Genomic DNA, 23,048 nt, shown 5'->3' with positions numbered 1-23,048 from the left:
CCTGATGACGACCGATGTGGTCCGGGTGAGCGTGCCGCGGGCGGGCGGAGGCCACGACCTGCGGGCGGTCAAGGTGGTGCTGCACCGGGAGTTGCTGCGGTTCGCCAACGACCGCACGCGGATCGTGTCCTCGCTGGTCCAGCCGGTGCTGTGGCTGTTCGTGATGGGCACCGGGCTCGGCACGCTGGTGCGCGGATCGGTCCCCGGGGTCGACTTCCGGACGTTCATGTATCCCGGCATGATCTCGATGACCGTGATCATGACGGCGATGTTCTCCGCGGGGTCCATCGTGTGGGACCGCGAGTTCGGGTTCCTGCGCGAGATGCTGGTCGCGCCGGTCAGCCGGGGCGCGATCGTGGTCGGCAAGTGCCTGGGCGGCGCCGTCGTCGCCACCCTGCAGGGGGTGATCATCCTCGCGCTCGCGGGGCTGGTCGGCGTGCCGTACTCGCCGGGCCTGATCCTCACCCTGCTCGGCGAGATGTTCCTCGCCGCCTTCACGATCACCGCGTTCGGCGTGACGCTGGCCGCCCGGATGCGCACCATGCAGAGCTTCTTCGGCGTCATGCAGATGGCGATCATGCCGATGATGTTCCTGTCGGGCGCCATGTTCCCGCTGGCCGGCCTGCCGTCGTGGCTGCACGTGCTGACGACGGTCAACCCGCTGACGTACGCCGTGGACCCGATGCGCCGGGCGGTGTTCGGCCACCTCGACGTGCCGCCGCAGGTGGACGCGATGCTCAACCCCGGCGTGAGCTGGTTCGGCCACCGGCTGCCGGTGCCGCTCGAACTCGGCCTGGTCGCCGCCGTCGGCGCGGTCCTGCTCGCCGTGGCCGTGGCCCAGTTCCGGCGTACGGACTGAGCGGCTCCGGGCACGGACCGACCGGTTCGGGTCAGTCCTCCCGGCGCTCCCGGAAGACGGCAACGAGCACGCGCAGCGCGAGGACGGCGCTCACCACCAGCAGGTTGTAGCCGATCAGCTGGTAGAGGGTGACGGCGGCGGTCACCCTGGGCCCGCTCTCCGAGCCGAGCAGCAGCACCGCCATGAGCCCTGCGGTGGCCGCCAGCACCGTCAGGAGAGCCTGGTGCAGCAGGCCGGTCACGTGCCTGCGGTCCCGGGGGTCGGCGAACAGGCGCACGTTGACGCTGAACCTGCCGCTCTCCGCCGCTCCGACGATGCGGTCCACACTCCGGGGCAGCCGCCGCAGCAGGGGCAGCAGGCGCACGGCCTCCTGGACCACCGCCGTACGGATCTCCTCCCGCCCGCCGGGTGGGGCCAGGCGGCGGCCGGCGAAGTCCCGCGCCTCCCGCACGATGTCGAACCCGGGCGCGAGGCGGGTGAGCGTGCCCTCGACCGTGCCGAGCGCCCGGAACACCGCGGCCACCTCTGGCGGCACCGACAGCCCGTGGGCGAAGACCATGCGGAACAGGTCGCCGAACATCCGGGAGTCCGGGGCGACGCCGGGGATCAGGTGCCGGGCCATGAAGCGGCCGATCGCCCGCTCCAGCTCGCGCTCGTCGATCTCGTCGGGCCGGGGCACCAGTTCGAGCAGGGCGTCGCCGACGCCCGCCGGGTCGGCGCGGTCCAGCGCGGCGAGCAGGCGCTGGAGCGCGGCCCGGAGGGCGCCGTCGAGCCGCCCGACGGACCCGTAGTCGAGCAACGCGACGCTCCGGTCGGACAGCAGCATGATGTTCCCCGGATGCGGGTCGGCGTGGAACACCCCGTTGAGCAGGATTTGCTCCAGAAGCGTGTGCAGGAGGGTCCTGGCGATCTCCTCCCGCTCGGCCGCGCCGAGGCCGTCCTGGCCGGCGGCGAGCGGAACGCCGTGCAGCCGCTCCATCACCAGCATGCGGCGGCCGCTCAGCCGCGGGTACGGCACGGGGGCCCGTACGGCCGGGTCCTTCGACGACGCGACGACGGCGGCCATGTTCGCCGCCTCGACCCGGAAGTCGAGCTCCTCGCGCAGCGCCTCGGCGAAACCCCGGGCGAGGTCGCCGAGGCCCGCTCCGCGGGCCCAGCGCGTGCGCCGCTCCGCCGTACGGGCGAGGCGGGCCACAATGTCCAGATCCCTCTCCACGACGGGAGCGATCCCGGGACGCTGGACCTTGACCACCACCTCCTCGCCCGACCGCAGCCGCGCGAGGTGGACCTGCGCGATCGAGGCCGCCGCCAGCGGCTCCCGCTCGAACGAGGCGAAGGACTCCTCCACCGGCCCGCCGAGCTCCCCGGTGACGACCCGCTCGATCTCCGCCCAGGGTGCGGGCTCGACCTGGTCCTGCAGCAGGCGCAGTTCGTCGAGAAACTCGGGTGGCAGCAGGTCACCACGGGTCGACAGGACCTGCCCCAGCTTCACGAACGTGACCCCACCCTCGTCGAGGGCCCTGCGCAGGGAGCGGGCCAGCCGCGCACGGCTGGAGGGTGCGTCCAGATCGGGGTCGCGCCCGCGCATATAGGGGCCGAGGCCGTGCCGGACGAGGATGCGGGTGATGCGCAGGTAGCGCCGCGACCGTCCGACCCGCCGCCGTAGCGCTCCCACCGCCTGCACGGGACCCGGGACCGACCCCGACGGCACCAGGGCTTCGGCGATCACCAGGAACACCATCGAGCCCAGCAGGGCGCAGGCGAACGCGAGCAGGAGGAACCACAAAGGGGTGATGCCGGGCTGGTTCCGCGCCACCGAGCCGACCAGGACCTGCGACACCGGACCGGCCAGCATGACGGCGAGGACGGCGCCGAGCAGGGTGCGGACCCTCCCGAAGCGCAGGCCGAGAAGCCGCCGGGCGGCCAGGGCGAACGCGGCGATCATCACGACGGCCGTCACCGCGAGAGCGGTCACTATCAACGCGTCCAACCGTCGCCCCCGATGCAGCGCCCACCGATGATCATCGACTCTAGCCGCCGGTACGAACCGGTCGTACGGGATTTCCGGCGCCGGTCCGCGATCACGCGGGAGGGTTCGCGCGTGCCGCACCCAACCTCTGTGGCCGGTACAGCTAGGGGGTCCCGGCGTACGGGCCGACCCCGCACACCCGGGGGACGGCGGCGAGCGGGACGTCCTCGTCGAGGGCGCGGACCAGCAGCGACTCCACGCCGAGGAGCATGGCGCGGGCCGTCTCCCGGGGCAGGTAGGCGGTGTCGGCGATGAGGCTGAGCTGTCCGGTGTCGGTGGCCGCGCCCACGGTGAAGAACGCCTTGAACCGGACGCCGGGCCAGGCGTTCGTGACGTACGTGCGGGTGTTCGCGGTCAGATCGGCGATCTCGCCGGACGCGGGCCGGGGCACGCCCGGCCAGGTGCCGACGGTGCGCCGGTCGTTGAAGAACGCGTCGAGGTCCGGCTCCCGGCCGCGGAGGCGGCCGATCTCCTCGCGCATGGCCTGCATGGCGAAGGGGTCGTAGTGCGCGTTGCGGTACGCCGTGAAGGCGGCGCGGTGCGCCTCCCGGCAGGCGTCGGCGAAGCCGTCGGAGGGCGGGTCGAGGACGAACAGGCCGTCCTGGCCGACGTTGCCGATCATGGTCCGGGTGCGCGGGTCGCGGCGGTTGCTGTGCACGAGCTGCATGACCGCCCTCTGGCGGCCGCTCACCGTGGCGAGGACGGTCGCGCACGCGCCGAGCAGGACGCTGGTCGTGCTGATGGTCCACCGCCCGGCCAGCGTCTCGGCCGCCGCGGCGAGCGCGACCGACTCCATGCCGACCTCGATGAACCGGGGGTCCTCCGGCTCGCCCGGAGGGTGGTCGAACACGTCGAGCGGCGCCTCCTCCAGGACGGCCCGCCAGTAGCGGATCGACCTGGCCGAGCGGGCCTGGAACGACTCCTCGCGCTCCAGGGCCGCCTGGTCCATCGGATGCCAGTCGGCGGGCGGCGGATCCTCCCCTCTGAGCAGGATCTTCCACTCCTCCGCGAGCAGGCTCAGGGCCTGGAAGTCCACGGCCAGGTGGGAGAAGGTCAGCGCCAGCGCCATGGGCCGCCCGGCCTTGAGGACGACGGCGCAGCGCAGCGGCAGGTCGCCGTCGTGGACGAAGGCCGTCGTGCTCAGCTCGCCGGCGATCCGTTCGGCCGCGCGCAGGGCCCGGTCCTGCCCCGCCTCCACCAGGTCCACGACGAGGCGGCCGTCGCGTCTCACCCGCTGCACCGGGCCCTCCGGCGTGCCGTGGAAGGTGGTACGCAGGGTCTCGTGCCGTTCGAGCAGCACGCGCAGCGCGTCCAGCACGGTGGCGAGGTCGCGCCTGCCGTACACCGGCAGCACCCAGGGGCAGTTGAGGAAGGACTGACTGTCGCCCATCAGGTGGACGGCGCGCCAGATCAGCCGCTGCCCCCAGGTCAGCGTCGCCTCGCCCTCCCGCGCGCCGTGGAACTCCACCGTCGCGCCCGCGGCCCGCGCCGGGGAGCCCTCCGGCGTCGTCACGCGTCTGCCGCGGTCCGGTCACCGGGCTCGGCGGCCCGGGACACCAGCACGGCGAGGGCGTCGACGCTCTCCAGCGAGGACCAGTCGCCGCCGAGGCCGACCTCGACCCCGAAGGTGTCCTCGATCGCGTCGACGAGCCGGACCCGGGCCACCGAGGTCAGGCCGAGCGCGGACAGCGACCGCTCGCCGGCGAGCGCCTCCTCGGCGCCGATCGCGCCGTCGGACACCTCGGCGACCAGTTCCGCCAGGGCCCGCCTGTACCGCCCGGCCGTCATGCCGCACCGCCCGTCATCTGACATCCTCCGTGGTCGCGGGGGAACCATGCCGACCTGGGATGGAAGCATAGGCAAATCGGTTCGGGTATGACAACGAAACAGAAAAGACGCCGTCCGAAAAGTTTCGGAAACGGGTTCTCTCCTTCGAAACGGAACGGCCCGGGGCGTGACACCCGCCCCGGGCCGATCGAGCGATTTCTCTAGTGCTTCACGCGGACCCGGTCGCTGCGGCTGGACGAGCGACGGGCGTCGTCGCCACCGGGGAAGACCACCTTCCAGCTTCCGGAGCGGGTCGCCTTGGTCTTGCCCCAGAACTTGCCGGAGACGTTCGTCCGCAGCGTCTTGACGTAGTGCCAGGAGCCGCCGGCCTTCTTGAACCACACGGTCACCTTCTGGTGGCCGTAGCCCTCCCAGCCGTCGTCCCACACCTGGAGTGTGCCGCGGAAGGTCAGGTATCTGCCGTACCTGACCGGCTCGGGGGAGGCGTCGAAACGGATCACCCGGGTGTCGGCGGCGGGCGGCGGCACGGGCCGGGGAGCGCGGACCGTGACGTAGTCGGACGAGCTCACCGAGCCCGTCGCGCCGGTGACGGTCTCGAACTCGGCCCGCCACCAGCCGGAGGTCCTCGCCCTGACGTCCGCGGCGAAGAAGCCGCGGTCGCCGGTCCAGGCCGAGGTGACGTAGTGCCAGCGGTAGCCGCCGTCGGGCTTGAAGAGGATCCGCACGCGGTGGTCGGGGTAGCCGCGCCAGAAGTCCCCGCCGTCGATCTCCAGCCGGCCGCGCAGGCGCAGGGTGTCACCGGCGCGTACGGGGTCGGGGGAGGCGTCGAAACCGGTGACGCGGGTGCGCCTGGCCGCGTCCCGCACGTCGACCCGGTCGCTGTCGCTCGTCGCGGGCTCGGCGGCGGTGGTGCCGTCGAACTCGGCGCGCCACCAGCCGGACCCGCCCGCCTTCTCGTCGGCCGAGAAACGGCCGCGCCCGTCGGTCGTCACCCAGCCGACCCGGCCGTAGGAGCCGCCGACCGGCTTGAAGGCGAGGTACACCCGCTGGCCGGCGTACCCGCGCGACGCGCCGTAGGTGAGCGTGCCGGTCAGCCGGACGACGCCGCCGCGGTCGACCACGTCCGGCGAGGCGGCGAAGTCGAGGCCGGTGCTCCAGTGAACCTGGAACTCCTTGGTGGCGGTGCCGCCCCCGGTCTTCACCTCAAGCTTCCAGGCGCCCGGCTCGTCCCTGAAGGTGAAGCCGTACCTGGCCGTGTAGGCGCCGGAGCCGGCGGAGCCGACGGCGAGCGGGACGGCCCGGCCCGACCCGTCGAGGAGCCGGGCAGCGCCCGCGTCCGCCGCCTTGTAGGTGAAGGTCGCGGTCGTGCCCGCGCCGCCGGCGACGATCACGGGGCTGGGGGAGACGGCGAGGTCGCTCGGCGCCGGAGCCGGAGACGGCGCCGTCGCCGCGCCGGCGGTGGCCGGGAGCGCCACGGCTCCGCCCAGGGCGACCGCTCCTCCCATGGCCGCTGCCGCGATCACGGCACGCATGCGTTTCAACATTCCGCTGAACCATCCTTCCCGGTGGTCGAACGGTGAACGCGGCCTGAGGGTGCCACGTCATTGCTCTCAAGTAGACGGGCGATAACCGGCATAGGTTGAGAGTAATGACATTCGTCATCAAATTGTGTCAATTAAGGTGATCAATAGCCGGAACGATGCCGGGAGTTCCCACTGCGCGGGACGGGGAGAGCATCCTGCGACATAATCGGCCGTGTGGTACGGGAAGCAGTGGAGACCCATTTCGCCGAGGCCGTGGGGGCGCTGACCCCGGGGCCCTCCGGGGACCCGGATCTGCCGGTCCGGCCCGGCTCCGGCCTCACCGGCGCCCGGTGCCGGGAACTGTTCGCGGTGCAGCTCGGCAGCCGGCTCCTGGACGTCGCCGCCCGCCTGATGCGCGGGCGCGACGAGGGCTTCTACACGATCGGGTCGTCCGGTCACGAGGGGAACGCCGCCGTGGCCGCGGCGCTCCGGGCGACCGACCCCGCGCTGCTGCACTACCGGTCGGGCGCGTTCTACCTGGCCCGCTCCGCCCAGGCCGGGCGGCTGGCCGAGGAGGGGCTGCGCGACGTGCTGCTGGGGGTCGCCGCGTCGGCCGAGGAGCCGATCGCGGGCGGCCGGCACAAGGTGTTCGGCCACCCCGGCCTCGCCGTCATCCCGCAGACCTCCACGATCGCGAGCCACCTGCCGAGGGCGGTCGGCGTCGGCTTCGCGATCGAGCAGGCGCGCGCGCTGGGGCTGCCGTCGCCGTGGCCGCGCGACGCGGTCGTCGTCTGCGGATTCGGCGACGCGTCGCTGAACCACGCCTCCGCCCTCACAGGCCTCAACACCGCGGCGTACGGCAGCCATCGCGGGCTGCGGGTGCCGGTGCTGTTCGTGTGCGAGGACAACGGCCTCGGCATCAGCGTGCGGACCCCGCGCGACTGGGTCGAGCGGGCCAGGCACCCGGCGCTGGAGTATTTCCACGCCGACGGCTGCGACCTCGCCGACGCCTACGACGCCGCGACGCGCGCCGCCCGCCACGTGCGCGACAACCGCGCCCCCGCGTTCCTGCACCTGCGCACGGTGCGGCTGATGGGCCATGCGGGCTCGGACGTCGAGAGCGCCTACCGCACCCGCAAGGAGATCGCCGCCGACCTGGAGCGCGACCCCCTGGTCCGTACGGCGCGACTGCTGGTGGAGGCGGGTCTCGCCCAGCCCGACGAACTGCTGGCGCGCTACGAGGCCGAGCGCGACCACGTGCTCAAGCTGGCGATGGAGTGCGGGCGGCGGCCCCGGCTGACCTCGGCGGCGGAGGTGATGGCGCCGCTCGCGCCGCGCGACCCTCGGGACGTGGCGGCCGGAGCCCTGCGGGCTGCGCCCGCGCGGGAGCGCGAGCGGGCCTTCGCCGCGCCGCCGGAGTCGGAGGGCGGGCTCACGCTCGCGCAGGCCGTCAACCGCGCGCTCGCCGACGCCATGGCGGCCGACCCGGGAGTCCTGGTGTTCGGCGAGGACGTGGCCCGCAAGGGCGGGGTGTACGGCGTCACGCGCGGGCTGCTGCGCAGGTTCGGCGGCGAGCGGGTCTTCGACACGCTGCTCGACGAGCAGGCCGTCCTCGGGCTCGCGCTCGGCAGCGGGCTGGCGGGGATGCTGCCGGTGCCGGAGATCCAATATCTCGCCTATCTGCACAACGCCCTTGACCAGATTCGTGGCGAGGCGTCGACCCTGCAGTTCTTCTCCAAGGGCGCCTACCGCAATCCCCTGGTCGTACGAGTCGCCTCATATGCCTATCAAAAGGGATTTGGGGGACATTTCCATAATGACAACTCAATTGCCGCGTTGCGCGATATCCCGGGTTTGGTCATCGCGTCTCCGGCGCGGCCCGACGACGCGGCGGAGATGCTCCGCACGTGCCTGGCCGCCGCCCGCGTGGACGGCGGTGTGTGCGTGTTCCTGGAGCCCATCGCGCTCTACCACACCCGCGACCTGTTCGAGGAGGGCGACGGCGGCTGGCTCGCGCCGTACGCGCCGCCGGCCCGCTGGGCGGAGACGCACGTCCCGGTCGGGCGGGCCCGTTCCTACGGCGACGGCCGCGACCTCACCATCGTCACCTACGGCAACGGGCTGCGGATGAGCCTGCGGGCGGCGGCGCGGCTCACGGCGGAGGGCATGGGCTGCCGGGTGCTCGACCTGCGGTGGCTGTCACCCCTGCCGGTCGACGACCTCATGCGCGCGGCCGACCTCACCGGCCGGGTGCTCGTCGCCGACGAGACCCGGCGCAGCGGCGGCGTCTCCGAGGGCGTGATGGCGGCGCTGCTCGACAACGGCTTCACCGGCCCGATCAGCCGGGTGACCTCCCGGGACAGCTTCGTACCGCTGGGCCCGGCGGCCGACACCGTGCTGCTGTCCGAGGCCGAGATCGAGCAGGCCGCCCGCGCCCTCCTGACCAGGGGTTGACAGAACGGCCGGTCACCCGATCTGACACCATTACCCGATCTGACACAGGGCGGCGCGGGCCATGGTGTGCAGCAGGCCGGCCATGGCCTCGGGGGAGAGCTCTCCCGCGCTGTGCGGGGTGGAGTTGAGCAGGCCGAAGACCGCGTGCGCGGCGGCCCTCAGCCGGGCCTGCGGGCAGTCGGGGTGCAGTTCGGCCAGCACGGCCACCCACTCCTCGGCGTACAGCCGCTGGAGCCGCCGGATCGCCCGCCTCGCCTGCTCGGGCACGTTGTCGAGCTCGCGCTCCTGCACCCGGATCAGCGCCGGATGGCGCAGCGCGAACTCGATGTGCCCGGCCAGCAGCGCGTCCAGGGCCGCCTCCGCGGTGTCCGGGTCGGCGGTGGTGGCGAGCCGCGCCCCCTGCTCGCGCAGCCGCTCGCTGATCCCGAGCAGCATCTCGGTGAGCAGGGCCTCCTTGCCGCTGAAGTGCCGGTAGAGCGCCGGCCCCGACACGCCCACCGCGGCGCCGATGTCCTCGATGGACACGCCGTGGAAGCCGCGCGCCGCGAACAGGGCGGCGGCCGCGTCGAGGATCTCGGCCCGCCGATTGCGGGTAGGGGTCTTCACGGCACCATGGTAGACGGAGCAAGTTAACGATGACTAACATTCCAGCATGAGCACAAGCGACTGGCCGGTGCTGGAGAGCCGGTGCGACCCGGGCGGCGAGGCGTACAAGCGCGACGCCGAGGCGAACGAGCGCCTGGCGGCGGAGCTGCGCGAGCGGCTCGCGGCCGCGGCGCGCGGCGGCCCGGAGCGGGCCCGCGCCCGGCACGCCGAGCGCGGCAAGCTGCTGCCCCGCGACCGTGTCGACACCCTCCTCGACCCCGGCGGGCGCTTCCTCGAACTGTCGCCGCTCGCCGCGACCGGCATGTACGACGACCAGGCCCCGGCCGCCGGGATCATCACCGGCGTGGGCCGGGTCGGCGGCCGCGAGGTCGTGGTCGTGGCCAACGACGCCACCGTCAAGGGCGGCACCTACTACCCCATGACGGTCAAGAAGCACCTGCGCGCCCAGGAGGTCGCGCTCCATAACAATCTGCCGTGCGTGTACCTGGTCGACTCGGGCGGGGCGTTCCTGCCGAAGCAGGACGAGGTCTTCCCCGATCGGGAGCACTTCGGGCGCATCTTCTACAACCAGGCGACGATGTCGGCGCGGGGCATCCCGCAGATCGCGGCCGTGCTCGGCTCCTGCACCGCGGGCGGCGCCTACGTCCCGGCGATGAGCGACGAGGCGGTGATCGTCCGGAACCAGGGCACGATCTTCCTCGGCGGGCCGCCGCTGGTGAAGGCCGCGACCGGCGAGACCGTCACGGCCGAGGAACTGGGCGGCGGCGAGGTCCACGCCCGCGTCAGCGGCGTCACCGACCACCTCGCCGAGGACGACGCGCACGCCCTGAAGATCGTGCGGGACATCGTCGGGTCGCTCGGCCCGAGAGGCCCCCGGCCCTGGGACGTCGCGCCGGCCGAGCCTCCGCTGCACGACCCGCACGACCTGTACGGGATCGTCCCCCAGGACACCCGCCGGCCGTACGACGTGCGCGAGGTGATCGCCCGGATCGTGGACGGCAGCCGGTTCCTGGAGTTCAAGACCGAGTACGGCCCGACCCTGGTGACCGGGTTCGCCCGCGTCCACGGCCACCCCGTCGGGATCGTGGCCAACAACGGCATCCTGTTCGGCGAGTCGGCGCTCAAGGGCGCCCACTTCGTCGAGCTGTGCGACCGGCGGTCGATCCCGCTGGTGTTCCTGCAGAACATCAGCGGCTTCATGGTCGGCAAGGCGTACGAGGCCGGGGGCATCGCCAAGCACGGCGCGAAGATGGTCACGGCGGTCGCCTGCGCCCGGGTGCCGAAGTTCACCGTGATCATCGGCGGCTCGTTCGGCGCGGGCAACTACGCGATGGCCGGCCGCGCCTACTCGCCCCGCTTCCTGTGGATGTGGCCGAACGCCCGCATCTCGGTCATGGGCGGTGAGCAGGCCGCCACGGTCCTGTCCATGGTCGGCGACGCCGACCCCGACGAGATCCGGGCCCGCTACGAGCACCAGGGCAGCCCCTACTACTCGACGGCCCGCCTGTGGGACGACGGGGTGATCGACCCGGTGGACACCAGGACCGTCCTCGGCCTGGCGCTCGGCGCCGCGGCCAACGCCCCCCTCGAACCCGTCGGCTACGGCGTCTTCCGGATGTGAGGCAGTGTGATGACTCGGGTTCTCTCGTGATGTTCACCAGCGTGCTGATCGCCAACCGGGGCGAGATCGCCGTCCGGATCATCCGGACGCTGCGCGCGCTGGGCGTGCGCGCGGTCGCCGTCCACAGCGACGCCGACCGCGACGCCCGGCACGTGCGCGAGGCCGACCTCGCCGTACGGCTCCCGCGCGGCTATCTCGACGCCGACGGGATCGTCGAGGCGGCCCGGACGAGCGGCGCCGAGGCGATCCATCCCGGATACGGCTTCCTCGCCGAGAACGCCGCGTTCGCCCGCCGCTGCGCGGAAGAGGGCCTGGTCTTCGTCGGCCCGACGCCCGAGGCCATCGAGGCGATGGGCGACAAGATCCGGGCCAAGGAGACGGTCGCCCGCGCGGGCGTGCCGGTCGTCCCCGGCGGCGCCGAGCCCCGCGACGACCTGACCGAGGCGGCCGGGCGCATCGGCTTCCCCGTGCTGATCAAGCCGTCGGCGGGCGGAGGCGGCAAGGGCATGCTGCGGGTCGCCTCGGCGGAGGACCTGCCCGCGGCGATCGAGTCGGCCCGCCGCACCGCCGTGGCCGCCTTCGGGGACGGCACGCTGCTGCTGGAGCGGTACGTTGACGGCCCCCGGCACATCGAGATCCAGGTCATGGCCGACGCGCACGGCAACGTCGTCCACCTCGGCGAGCGCGAGTGCAGCCTGCAGCGCAGGCACCAGAAGATCGTGGAGGAGGCGCCGTCCCCGCTGCTGGACGACGCGACGCGGGCGCGGATGGGCGCGGCGGCGGTGGAGGCCGCGCGGTCGGTCGGCTACGTCGGCGCGGGGACGGTCGAGTTCATCGTCCCGGCCGCCGACCCGGGGGGCTTCTCCTTCATGGAGATGAACACCCGGCTCCAGGTCGAGCACCCGGTGACCGAGATGGTGACCGGCCTCGACCTCGTCGAACTGCAGCTGCGGATCGCCTCCGGCGAGGCGCTGCCGTTCGGGCAGGACGAGGTGCGCCTGCGCGGCCACGCGGCCGAGGCCCGCGTGTACGCCGAGGACCCCGCCCGCGACTTCCTGCCCACCGGGGGCCGGATCCTGGCGCTGCGGGAGCCCGCCGGGCAGGGCCTCAGGTTCGACTCCGGGCTCGCCGAGGGCATGGTCGTGGGCAGCGACTACGACCCCATGCTGGCCAAGGCGGTCGCCTGGGCCCCGGACCGGGCGGGCGCGCTCGCGGCCCTCGACCGGGCGCTCGGCTCCACGGTGATCCTCGGCGTCACCACCAACGTCGGTTTCCTGCGGGCGCTGCTGGCCGATCCCGAGGTCGCGGCCGGGCGGCTCGACACCGGCCTGGTCGAGCGCCGGCTCGGCGACCTGGTGAACGGCCCTGCGGGCGGTGGCGTGCCGGACGAGGTGCTCGCCGCCGCGGCGCTCGTCTTCCACGCGGACTTCGCCGGGTCCGCCGGCGGTCCCTGGGACGTCAACGACGGCTGGCGGATCGGCGAGCGCGCCTGGACGGTCCACCACCTCGGTGTGCCGGTGCGGATCGCGGGATCGGCGGACGGCGCCGAGGTGGAAGTTAATGGTCGTTCACTCGGCCGGGCGCGGCTGACGCGGCCCGGCGACGGCGAAGCCGTCGTGTCGCTCGGCGGGGTCACCCGCCGGTACGCGGTCGCCCGCGACCGCGGCACGCTCTGGCTCGCCGAGGGCGGCCGGGCCTGGCCGGTCACCCGGCACGAGCCCGGCGACCCGGGAGACCGGGCGGGCGGCGCGCTCGCCGGGGACGGCGTGCTCCGCAGCCCGATGCCGGGAACGGTGCTGCTGGTGAAGGCGGCCCAGGGCGACCGGGTCACCGCCGGGCAGCCGCTGGTCGTGGTGGAGGCGATGAAGATGGAACACACCCTGACGGCGCCGGACGACGGCGTGCTCGCAGAACTGCGGGTGCGGCCGGGGCAGACGGTGGACCTGGACGCGGTGCTGGCGGTGGTGACACCGTGCGAGTGACGATCTACGAGGTGGGGCCGCGCGACGGCCTGCAGAACGAGTCGGCCGTCGTGCCCGTGGAGGTCAAGCGCGAGTTCGTCGCCCGCCTCGCCGAGGCCGGACTGACCACGATCGAGACGACGAGCTTCGTCCACCCCAAGTGGGTGCCCCAGCTCGCCGACGCGAGTGAGCTGCTGGAGAGCCTGCCCCGGGTGCCCGGGGTCCGCTACCCGGTGCTCGTCCCCAACGAGAAAGGCCTCGACCGGGCCCTGGAGCAGGGCGTCACCGACATCGCGATCTTCGGCAGCGCCACCGAGTCGTTCGCGCGGCGCAACCTCAACCGTACGGTCGAGTCGCAGTTCGAGATGTTCGCGCCGGTCGTCGAGCGGGCCCTGGCCCACGGCCTGCGGGTCAGGGCGTACGTCTCGATGTGCTTCGCCGATCCCTGGGAGGGGCCGGTCGCGCCCGCGCAGGTGGCCAGGATCGGGCGCAGGCTGCTCGACCTCGGCTGCCACGAGCTGTCGCTGGGCGACACCATCGGCGTCGGCACGCCCCGCCACGTCGAGGACCTGCTCGACGCCTTCGCCGAGGCCGGTGTGGGGCCGGAGCGGCTCGCCGTCCACTTCCACGACACCTACGGCCAGGCCCTCGCCAACACGCTGACCGCGCTGAGGCGGGGGATCACCGTCGTCGACTCCTCCGCCGGAGGCATCGGCGGCTGCCCGTATGCCAAAAGTGCCACCGGCAACCTCGCGACCGAGGACCTGGTCTGGATGCTCGACGGCCTCGGTGTCGAGACCGGGGTGGACGTCAGGTCGCTGGCCGCCACCAGCCTGTGGCTCGCCGGAATCCTGGGCCGGCCGAGCCCCTCCCGCGTCGTCCAGGCTCTGGCCAAGGAGATCTGAGATGCTCAACGACGAGCACGTCGAGCTGCGCAAGTCCGTGGAGGAGTTCGCCCGCGAGGTGGTCGCCCCCGTCATCGGCGACTACTACGAGCGGTGCGAGTTCCCGTACGACGTCGTCCGCAGGATGGGCGCGATGGGCCTGTTCGGCCTGCCCGTCCCGGAGGAGTACGGCGGCATGGGCGGCGACTACTTCACGCTGTGCCTGGCCCTGGAGGAGCTGGCCCGGGTCGACTCCTCCGTGGCGATCACCCTGGAGGCGGCGGTGTCGCTGGGCGCGATGCCGATCCTCCGGTACGGCACCGACGAGCAGAAGCGGCGCTGGCTGCCGGGCATGGCGGCGGGGGAGATCCTGGGGGCCTTCGGGCTGACCGAGCCCGGCGGCGGCTCCGACGTGGCGGGCGGCATGCGCACCACCGCCGCCCTCGACGGCGGCGAGTGGGTGATCAACGGATCCAAGGCGTTCATCACCAACTCCGGCACCGACATCACCGGGGTCGTCGCGGTGGCGGCGATCACCGGCCGCCGGGAGGACGGCCGGCCGGAGATCTCCACGATCCTCGTGCCGTCGGGCACGCCAGGCATGACGGTGTCGAAGAAGTATTCCAAGGTCGGCTGGTCGGCCTCCGACACCCGCGAGCTCTCCTTCACCGACTGCCGCGTGCCGGAGGAGAACATCCTCGGGGAGCGCGGTCGGGGCTACGCGCAGTTCCTGCAGACGCTCGACGAGGGCCGGGTGGCGATCGCCGCGGTGTCGGTCGGCCTCGCCCAGGGCTGCGTGGACGAGTCGCTGCGGTACGCGCGGGAGCGCCGGGCCTTCGGCCAGGAGATCGGGGGCTACCAGGCCATCCAGTTCAAGATCGCCGACATGGAGGCGCGGGCGCACACGGCGCGCCTGGCCTACTACCACGCCGCCGAGCGGATGGTGGCCGGCCTGCCGTTCAAGAAGGAGGCGGCGATCGCCAAGCTCGTCGCGTCGAACGCCGCGATGGACAACGCCCGCGACGCCACCCAGGTCTTCGGCGGCTACGGCTTCATGAACGAGTTCCCTGTCGGCCGCTTCTACCGCGACGCGAAGATCCTGGAGATCGGCGAGGGCACCAGCGAGGTCCAGCGCATGCTCATCGCCCGCGAACTCGGCCTGCCCACCTGACCCCGTTCCGCCTTGGCCCATCCGAGCTCGGCAACTCACCCGTTGTAAGCCGACCGCGATTCACGCCTCGCCGAGACCGGGCTGATCTTCACTCCGACGTGATCAAATCTGCGACGCTACGAGTTCAATCTCAGGTAGAGCGCGTGAGCTTCTCGTTCGTGCTCCGCGACATCTCCCGGGTCGCCTCCCATGAGCTGGTGCGGCACCGGCCCGGCTCTCGGCCACCTCCGGTGTGATGGGCTGGCCAGGTAGGCGCAGCGGGTGACGGATTCAGCCACGGGGTTTCCTGTCGGCCGGCATCACGTCTTTGATCAGGTCCTAATTCCGCAGGCCTAGTACGGCTTCTGGTCGGCGACGCGGTTGATTGGGATGAGCGTGCCGTCGAGGATGGTGTAGGCAAGCCGGCAGGCCTGGGCCGCAGCGGCGTGGACGTCGTCGGCCAGGGAGGCGAGAAGGTCGACCGACTCGCGCACGTACCGCCAAGCGGTGGCGGTGCCGATCGCAAAGTCCGCGGTCAGGCGAGCATAGGTGCCCCCTTACGCAGGTGAGCCGGTACCAGCAGCGCCTGCTGCCCTGGCTTCAGGCGCCGCCACCGGTTGCGGCGGTCGGCGCGGCGGACGTGGATGAGTTCGGACAGACGGGCAAGGGTGCGGTTCGTCAGGGGAATCGCGGCAGGGATGCTCCTATGGATGTCAAGCCGCCGTTTGAAGATCGCTTGAGGTGGTAGCGGGCGGTATCAGAACGCGATAGACCTCCCGAGCGATATACCGCTTGAGGCACCGCATGATCTCTGGCTTTGATAGGCCATCCTTCGTGCGACGGGCGACGTAGTCGCGGGTGCGCCCGTCCCAGCGCATCCGGCACAGCACGATGCGGTGCAGAGCGCAGTTGGCCTGGCGGTCGCCACCGCGATTGAGGCGGTGGCGGTCGGTGCGGCCGGAGGAGGCCGGCAGCGGAGCCACCCCGCAGAGCATGGCGAAGGCAGCTTCTGAGCGCAGCCGCCCGGCATTCTCGCCGGCGGTGACCAGCAACTGCCCGGCCACGTCAGGGCCGACACCGGTCAATTTCAGCAGGGCGGGATTGATCTGCTCGATGAGCGGGGCGATCAGCTCGTCGAGTTCGGTGATCTCGGCGGTGAGCCGCTGATGGCGGAGGGCCAGAACGCGTAGCGCGATCCTGCCCGCGGTGGCGGGGTCACCGGTGTGGACCCGCTCGCAGCGCCAGGCGGCGCAGGTGACGATCAGTTGCCGGACGGTCAGGCCGCGCAGCTGATCGCGCAGCGGCTCGGGGGCGGTGACGATCAGGGCTTTGATTTGCCGTTGGGTATCAGCGCGCTGGTCGACGGCCGAGCGGCGGGCCACGCGCAGGTTGCGCAGGGCCTCCACGTGGCCGTCGCGCTGCTTGGGGATGCCGGTGCGGTGCTGGGCGAGTGCGGCCCGGGCGGCGGCCACGGCGTCGACGGGGTCGGATTTGCCCTGACGGCGGCGGGTCTTGCGGTCGGGCCGGTCGACCTCCACCATCGCCACGCCCTGGCGGTGCAGGTAGCGGGCTAGGCCGGCACCGTAGGCGCCGGTGCCTTCGATACCGACCAGCATCAGGGTGCCGAAGGTACCCAACCAGGTCAGTAGGGCGACATATCCGGTGGCGGTAGCGGGGAACTGCTCGGTGGCCAGGACCCGTCCGGCGCTGTCGAGCGCAGCGGCGGTATGGGTGTCTCGGTGGGTGTCGACGCCGCCGACGATCTCGCCGGGACCGGTGACCTGAGGTGTAATGGAAGCGATCGCCGTCCTGTTCTCATCCTCTGGGGGAAGGGCGGCACGCACCAGCCGGGCGGGCGGACAAGACAGTGATGGGGCCTCTGGCCAGGCTCCTATGAGGTCACCCCGTCGCGTCGGTGAGTGCAGGTGAACGCCTCCCGAGTGAGGCCGACAGATCCCGTTGAGGACCCGAGGTCAGTAAGACAGTGGGTCAGAGCTCGCCGGGAGGCGTTCATCTACATCGTCACTGTAAGACAGCATCGAGCCTCCTGGGCCCCTCCTGACCAGCATGATCAGGATGAAAATGGCTCAGTGGCCAGGGTCTGCGCCGTCGGCCACAGCCGTCACTCGATCTTCAAATGTCTTCACAGACTCCGAGTGATCACTTAGGAGAGTGGTGGCCATACCGCCGAGGTAAGCGGCCTGAGCTGCATGGACGTCCAGCAAAGCCCAAACCTCTCCCACGATTATCCCAGGCACGCGTCCGCCCATGACTTTGGTGGTGCCCTTGGCCGCCCCCGCCCCCGCCCCCGCCCCCGCCCCCGCCCCGCGGCCACGCCCAGCTCACCGACACAGTGCACGAAACGACATCAAGTGTGCAGAAAAAGACAAGACACTCATATCCGTTCGCTTGCATGCTGGTTCGAGCGGATTCCGGCAAGCGGTCGAAGCGTAGCGTTACGCAGGATGAAAAAGGCTCACTGTGATTAGGCCTGCTGTCGATACGACGAGGTGCACATGGTAGGAGGATTGCGCTCCCTGCCTTAGTTCAAGGGGTTGACTTACGCGCTTTACGTAGGACAGTCTCCATCTGTAAGTGCAAATTAGGCTCATCCGTATCAAATGGACGATTCGCGTCTCGCTCTGCGAAGGAGATTTCCGTGAGAACCACAGGATCCTCACCCTCGCCTACACTCAAGAAGAGCCGTTCCAAACTGACCCGAATTATCGGCGTGATCGGCATGGTGGTCGCCGGCTTCGGTGGCACACTCCTGATGCCAGGTCAGGCAAATGCTGACGGTACGTACCGGTGGCAAAACGTCTGGACGGGCGGTTACCTCGAAATCTGGCAGTCCAGCACAAGCGACGGCGCCCGGGTGATCACCTGGCCGTACAATCCCGACTCGTTGAATCAGTGGTGGAGTGACTACAAACAATCAGATGGATACTACAGGCTGGTCAACTACAACAGCGGGAAGTCCTTGGATCGGTATGACCCGCCAGGCTCTGGCGCCTCCGACTGCAGCGTCTACCAGTATTACTGGACGGGGCAGTCGTGGCAGCACTGGAGGATCGCGAGCGCCTGGTCCAACTCCTACGGCCGCTACTTCGACCAGTGGATCAACAAGGCGGGCTGTAATGGCAACGTCTATTGGGACCATCTGACATCAACATCGAACGGTGATAGCGCAGAGCTCGACTATTCCGACCACTGCGAATACGATATGGGCTATCCCCAAGCGAGGTGCTGGTGGAAGCGGAACGGCGTCTAAGTCTTCGGGAAGGTGACTTGCAATGCCATACAACCCCCGTGTGCTCGCGCTTTCGGTGCTTGCGCTCGTCGGATCGGTCTCAGGGTGCGGTGCTTCAGTTGCTGCAGTGACCGGGGCGGAGCCTCAACCGGTCACGTCCCAGTCGCCGGCGTTATCCGAACTGCCGCCGACCAGCGGCCCGCCCATGGCCACCTCGACTGCCGAACCGTCGGTTGGAGCCATTCCGCACATCAGAGACGCCAGACCGGTACCGATGCCGCTCGACCGTTACATGACAGCCATCGATGACGTCAAGCGAATTGACAAAGCCCGCGACATCGCGGCTGCCGAATGCATGCGCAGGCTCGGTTTCACCAACTGGACGGCAGACACCATCCGCACCTGGGACCCCGCTGACTACACCGAGTACGACTACGTGGAGTACCTCGATCCGGATCTCGCGGCCAAGTCCGGATACCCGCGGCCGGCAGTCGGAGGAGCGAGCGTAAGCGCCCTTCGTGAGGATGGTCGAAGGCGGCATGAACCGACGAAGGAGGAGCGCAATGCCTTCGAGGGCGGGGCGAGGCAGACGGCCGCAGGTAAAGCCATCCCGGCGGGTGGTTGCGTCGAAGATGCAAGCTCACGGATTCACGGAGGCGAAGCCCGCCTTCCGGTCGACCCGCGGTCGCTGGCGGTAGATTCTCGACTGTCGGCATTGCATGACAGCAGGGTCCGGGAGGCCTTTGCCGCCTGGTCCGCGTGCATGGCACGCCATGGTCTCCCGTACCCGGATCCGGTGCTGTTGCGCAACGACCCGAGATGGGCCTCACGAGAAGCGTCGGAACCCGCCGGCGAAGAAGAGCGGAAGACGGCGTTCGCCGATGCGACATGCCAAGCGGAAGTCAACTTGGTCGGCGTTTACAAAACCATACGAGCTGCTTATGAACAGTCCCTGGTCGAGCAGAACAAGACAAAGCTAGCCGAGGCTGGACCCGTTTTCGAGGACTGGGTCGACAACGCGAAGGCTCTGATCGAATCAAACGGCTCCTGACAGGGCGGCCTCTGACGACCTGGCCGACAGGCTCCTGACCTGCGGCTGTTCATCGGAATCTCGCCTCGGAGCTGCTGATGGATGTGAGGAAGGTGCACCTGATCTGCAGGATGCGATCCGCTGGAGATCGCCTCCGCGCGAAGAGGGTGCACCTTCCGATGAACGGTACGGCATAGGGTCGCCGCCTTCGGTGCGAGGAGACGGACAAGATGCTCGTATTCAGACAGACAAGCGCACCTCCACCCCGTGCACCAAGGGAACCAGCAGCGCCTGCCGCCCGGGCTTGCGGTTCCGCCGCCATCGTAGGCCTGCCCAGCCCCAGATGGCGCCGCGCGGCCTGATCCACGCCGCCAACCTTCTCGCGACCAGGGCAGTCGCGTCATCGCGACGGGCACGCTGGCGATGCTCATATCTCCGTACCGGGGTCGCCGTCGGCAAACGCGATCAAAGCGGTCATCGCCGCTCGACCAGGTTCCTGTGCCGAACGCCAAGGAGTTTCCCCCCGGTGTGCGGCAGCCTCCTCTTCTCTGCATCGATGGCAGAAGCAACCGCTGCGGCTCAAGGCCCGATGTGCCGCTATTCCGATGGTCTCGCCTCCACAACGGAAAGCACGGAAAGTCCCAATAGGGCGGAACGGAATTACAGTCAAAAGATAGGGGAGTCAATGATCACGCGCGGTGCCTTACTCGCACGTATCGCGGCCCTCGCCTCACTGGTGGTTCCGTTGTTACCAGTCGTTCCTGCCACCGCAGAGTCCGGCCCTGATCGAATGGGCCCGCAGGCAACGAGTTCGCAGATGCAGTCCAGGGATGACTCCGCCGCCCGAGGTCCCGGGGGCTCGGTGGACAGTTCCCGACGTGACGCGGTGCTGGCCAAAGGCTGGCGTAATTCGCCAGATGTGGCGGTGGCGACCGCTGGGGACGGATCGGGATTCCATGTGCTCATGGCGCGGGCGCGTGATGGGTACGAATGGCGGACGCTGGCGACCTTGAGCGAGCCGGGCATGGACACCGACCAATGGATTGGGAACGCGTGCCTGACCGGAACCGGCAAGCATGTCATGGTCGTCTACGCTCCGCGCCACTTCACCAACCGTGCCCGGCTCTTCGCCCGGGGCGCCTTCGCCGCAAGCGTCGACGTGGACAGCGGCGACGTGACGAAGCTCAAAGATCAGGTCACTTTGGCCTACTTCAACCCTGGTTGCAGTGCGGACGGGACGGTCGCGCTCACCCAGGGGGCGGATGAGGAGCACCGCACCAGCAGGCTCCTCCGGGTGGAGACCCGCAGCGGGAAGGTCACCGATTCGGTTGTGATCCCTGGACAGATCAGTTCGGCCGTGCCGTACCGGGACGGCTTCGTGGCCGCCCGGGGTAATGCGCTGGTGTCGCTGTCCACTGCCGGAAAGATGAAGAGCCTGGCCACGGCAGCTTCCGTGCCGTTCGACGTACACGTGGACGCGGAGGGGGGCGTGGCGTTCGCCGAGCAGGCAGACGGAGACATCACCGTCCGCTATCACGCGGAGGGCAGGACGCGTACGTTGGCGAAAGGCCGGCTTGGAGCATTGTCGGTCCGTTCCGGGGGCGACGGCAGGGTCTTTCTTCTGGGTGAGGCGGACGAGATCCGGAGCCTGCCGGGGAAGATGAGCCTCCTGCCCGGCCCTGCCGGCGGGCAGATCTCTTCGGACGGGAAGCTGGTCGTGAAGAGCGCCGCTCGAAGCGGCCTCAGGGAGGGACTGCGTACGGATCCGAAAGACACCGATATCTCGGGCGTCGGAAAGGACAGCGGGGGACCCGAAGCGATCGACGTGGCGGCGGAGGTCCCGGCGACAGAGGCGAAGCTGGACTTCGAGGTCTCACCGGCGGCGAGGCAGGCCCCCCAGATCCGTACAGGAAGCGTGCCGAACCCTCGTCTTGCGACAATCGCCAAAAGCAGTGCGAAGAAGACCGCGGGAGCGGCGGATAAGACGGCCACCACGTCCGCGAGCGGGGCGGCCCTGGCCGCGGAGAGCCCGATCGACGCGGGCTACACGTGCGCTGTCCCGCGTAACGATCCGGAACTGCAGGTGTACCAGCCGCACTGGCGCCAGGTGGAATGGGCCGTCGATCAGCTGGTCCAGAAGCGCTTGCAGGTGACACGTACCAATTGGAAGAGCCTGAAGCTCACCAACTGGTCTCCGCAGGCGGAGTTCCCCGCCTACGACCTTGAGGGTGGAGGGCGGGTGCCGACGAACATCATGCTCGGCATCCTCGCTCAGGAGTCGAATCTCTGGCAGGCTCAACGGAGGGTCGCCGAGGGCGAACTCGGCAATCCCTTGGTGGGGAACTATTACGGGGTCGACATCTACGACAGCGATCCCTCCAACGACTGGGCCATCGATTTCTCCAAGGCGGACTGCGGGTACGGGATATCGCAGCAGACCGACCACATGCGTAAGGCCGGGTCGGAGCGGCCGGGAGAGACGGCGTGGCCTGCGGACAAGCAGAAGGCGGTGGCTCTGGACTATGTCACCAACATCGCCGCGGGGCTGCGCACACTGACGGAGAAGTGGAACCAGATCTGGACCGACAGCCACGCCACCATGAGGGCGAACAACGGTGCTTCGGCCAAGCTCGAGAACTGGTACTTCGCGATCTGGGCCTACAACTCCGGCTGGCACCCTCAGGCGGAGGCCAACGGCACCGACGCCAACGGTGAACCGAACAACGGTGCCTGGGGGCTCGGCTGGACGAACAACCCCTCCAACTCCTACTGGAAACCGGGCAGGCATCCGTTCCTCGACGGGAACACCTACGCGGATGCGGCGACGCCGCAGTATTGGCCCTACCAGGAGAAGGTGCTCGGCTGGGCGGCCTGGCCCATCACCAAAACCTACTGGGACCCGGCACAGGGCAAGAACGTGGAGCAGGCCGGCTACAACGCAGCGTGGTGGAACCACAACGACTACCGCTCGGCCGTGGTCCCCGTCATTCAGAAGGTGACCCTCTTCGCCGTCGACGCCAACGCCTTCTGCACCGCTGACAACAACTGCCGGCCCGGCACCACAAACTACGAGTCACCGGCCACCAGTACAGCCGGCACCTGCCTGCGCGCCGACTTCAAATGCTGGTGGCACCTGCCGAAGGTCTGGAAGCCCGACTGCGCGACGCAGTGCGGGAACGAAGGCACGATCCGGTACTCGGATGACGTCTGGAAGAGCACTGAACGAGAGGACCCGCAGGACTACTGGTACCCATGTCAGACTCCCGGGCTACCGTCCGGCGCAAAGATCGTCGACGACGTTCCCAGCACGGTGCCGGCGTTCCGCGGGGGCTGTAACAACAGCGGCTGGACCAACTCCGGGACTTTCTCGCTCGAGTTCGGCCGCGATTCCGCCGGCCGCGTGCCGGCCAAGGCGGATTTCCAGCAGCTCGGCAACGGCTTCGGCGGCCACGAGTGGTTCGGCTACGCGCGGAACGCGAGCCACAACGGGGCCGTGATGAGAGTCATCGGCACCTGGACGCTGAACCAGCAGATCAACGGACCGGCACAGGTCTTCGTCCATCTGCCGGATCACTTCGGGTACACCAGGCAGGCGCGCTATGACGTGCACACCGCCCAGGGCATCAGGTCGAGGGTCATCTCCCAGCGGCCGGTGAAGGCGAATGCGGGGCAGCAGGCCAACCGCTGGGTGTCACTCGGCGTTTTCGCCTTCTCCGGATCGCCGAAAGTCTCCCTGAGCACGCTCAACGGCGAGGGCGTCGGAGACGAGAGCGTGGTTTTCGACGCCGTGGCCTTCTTCCCGACCACCTGTCCGTAAGCGCCCACTCGTCTGTCAACGGAGCCTCGAAGGCCGTGGCTGAAGTCTGCGCTGCGACAAGGCTGCCCAGTCCATC

Annotated in this window: 16 protein-coding genes and 1 pseudogene; 10 read left to right on the top strand and 7 right to left on the bottom strand. The window is 70.1% G+C overall.

All coding sequences use genetic code 11. From position 1 onward, the window contains the following. Nucleotides 1–4 precede the first annotated feature (4 nt). Nucleotides 5–859, top strand: a complete 855-nt coding sequence (locus F5972_RS05115; protein WP_150931602.1) for an ABC transporter permease — start codon at nt 5–7, stop codon at nt 857–859. 31 nt (nt 860–890) lie between these two features. Here F5972_RS05115 and F5972_RS05110 read toward each other — a convergent pair whose 3' ends face one another. The 4 genes from F5972_RS05110 to F5972_RS36930 form a co-directional block, all read right to left on the bottom strand. Next, nucleotides 891–2,849: an ABC1 kinase family protein gene (locus F5972_RS05110; protein ID WP_225311178.1), complete on the bottom strand. Its 1,959-nt coding sequence runs from the start codon at nt 2,847–2,849 to the stop codon at nt 891–893. Between the two features lie 142 nt (nt 2,850–2,991). Beyond that, a complete protein-coding gene (locus F5972_RS05105; protein WP_150931599.1) occupies nt 2,992–4,401 on the bottom strand; it encodes a condensation domain-containing protein in 1,410 nt (469 codons plus the stop codon). Beyond that, a complete protein-coding gene (locus tag F5972_RS05100; RefSeq protein ID WP_150931597.1) occupies nt 4,398–4,676 on the bottom strand; it encodes an acyl carrier protein in 279 nt (92 codons plus the stop codon). The genes F5972_RS05105 and F5972_RS05100 overlap by 4 nt, the downstream gene beginning before the upstream one ends. Before the next feature lie 200 nt (nt 4,677–4,876). After that, nucleotides 4,877–6,208: a hypothetical protein gene (locus tag F5972_RS36930; RefSeq protein WP_191909957.1), complete on the bottom strand. Its 1,332-nt coding sequence runs from the start codon at nt 6,206–6,208 to the stop codon at nt 4,877–4,879. A 225-nt stretch (nt 6,209–6,433) separates the two neighbouring features. On the opposite strand from F5972_RS36930, the gene F5972_RS05090 reads away from it, so the two are divergent. Further along, entirely contained in the window at nt 6,434–8,653 is a 2,220-nt protein-coding gene (locus F5972_RS05090) for a thiamine pyrophosphate-dependent enzyme (protein WP_150931595.1), read from the top strand. 30 nt (nt 8,654–8,683) lie between these two features. On the opposite strand, the gene F5972_RS05085 is transcribed toward F5972_RS05090, so the two are convergent. Beyond that, nucleotides 8,684–9,259 carry an SACE_7040 family transcriptional regulator gene (locus F5972_RS05085; protein WP_150931593.1) on the bottom strand — a complete coding sequence of 192 codons (576 nt, stop codon included), beginning with the start codon at nt 9,257–9,259 and terminating at the stop codon, nt 8,684–8,686. 46 nt (nt 9,260–9,305) lie between these two features. Between F5972_RS05085 and F5972_RS05080 the strand changes: the two genes are divergently transcribed. The 5 genes from F5972_RS05080 to F5972_RS36925 all read left to right on the top strand — a co-directional run bounded on the left by F5972_RS05080 (nt 9,306) and on the right by F5972_RS36925 (nt 15,132). Beyond that, nucleotides 9,306–10,880 (top strand): carboxyl transferase domain-containing protein, encoded by a 1,575-nt coding sequence (locus F5972_RS05080; RefSeq protein WP_150931591.1) that lies wholly within the window; start codon nt 9,306–9,308, stop codon nt 10,878–10,880. A 29-nt stretch (nt 10,881–10,909) separates the two neighbouring features. Continuing rightward, nucleotides 10,910–12,862, top strand: a complete 1,953-nt coding sequence (locus tag F5972_RS05075) for an acetyl/propionyl/methylcrotonyl-CoA carboxylase subunit alpha (protein ID WP_150932556.1) — start codon at nt 10,910–10,912, stop codon at nt 12,860–12,862. Continuing rightward, entirely contained in the window at nt 12,853–13,746 is an 894-nt protein-coding gene (locus tag F5972_RS05070) for a hydroxymethylglutaryl-CoA lyase (RefSeq protein ID WP_150931589.1), read from the top strand. Before F5972_RS05075 ends, F5972_RS05070 begins: the two co-directional genes overlap by 10 nt. Nucleotide 13,747: 1 nt before the next feature. Continuing rightward, on the top strand, nt 13,748–14,896 hold the full coding sequence (locus F5972_RS05065) for an acyl-CoA dehydrogenase family protein (RefSeq protein WP_150931587.1): 1,149 nt from the start codon (nt 13,748–13,750) through the stop codon (nt 14,894–14,896). 143 nt (nt 14,897–15,039) lie between these two features. After that, nucleotides 15,040–15,132 carry an FAD-dependent thymidylate synthase gene (locus F5972_RS36925; protein ID WP_191909956.1) on the top strand — a complete coding sequence of 31 codons (93 nt, stop codon included), beginning with the start codon at nt 15,040–15,042 and terminating at the stop codon, nt 15,130–15,132. 99 nt (nt 15,133–15,231) lie between these two features. On the opposite strand, the pseudogene F5972_RS05055 reads toward F5972_RS36925, so the two are convergent. Further along, a pseudogene (locus F5972_RS05055) lies at nt 15,232–15,587 on the bottom strand (transposase family protein); the annotation flags it as partial. Between the two features lies 1 nt (nt 15,588). Then, entirely contained in the window at nt 15,589–16,719 is a 1,131-nt protein-coding gene (locus tag F5972_RS05050; protein ID WP_449843634.1) for an IS110 family transposase, read from the bottom strand. A gap of 815 nt (nt 16,720–17,534) precedes the next feature. Between F5972_RS05050 and F5972_RS05040 the strand changes: the two genes are divergently transcribed. The 3 genes from F5972_RS05040 to F5972_RS05030 all read left to right on the top strand — a co-directional run bounded on the left by F5972_RS05040 (nt 17,535) and on the right by F5972_RS05030 (nt 22,972). Continuing rightward, entirely contained in the window at nt 17,535–18,146 is a 612-nt protein-coding gene (locus F5972_RS05040; protein ID WP_150931584.1) for an RICIN domain-containing protein, read from the top strand. A 22-nt stretch (nt 18,147–18,168) separates the two neighbouring features. Then, the gene (locus F5972_RS05035) at nt 18,169–19,176 is read left to right on the top strand and encodes a hypothetical protein (RefSeq protein WP_150931582.1); all 1,008 of its coding nucleotides are present in this window, start codon (nt 18,169–18,171) and stop codon (nt 19,174–19,176) included. Nucleotides 19,177–20,017: 841 nt separating this feature from the next. Next, nucleotides 20,018–22,972, top strand: a complete 2,955-nt coding sequence (locus F5972_RS05030) for a golvesin C-terminal-like domain-containing protein (RefSeq protein ID WP_150931580.1) — start codon at nt 20,018–20,020, stop codon at nt 22,970–22,972. Nucleotides 22,973–23,048 lie beyond the last annotated feature (76 nt).

This window comes from Microbispora cellulosiformans, from assembly GCF_008728085.1.
GTDB classification, from domain to species: Bacteria; Actinomycetota; Actinomycetes; order Streptosporangiales; family Streptosporangiaceae; genus Microbispora; species Microbispora amethystogenes.
Note: the sequence above shows the minus strand (reverse complement) of the source record. Positions and strands in the feature narration are given on the sequence as shown.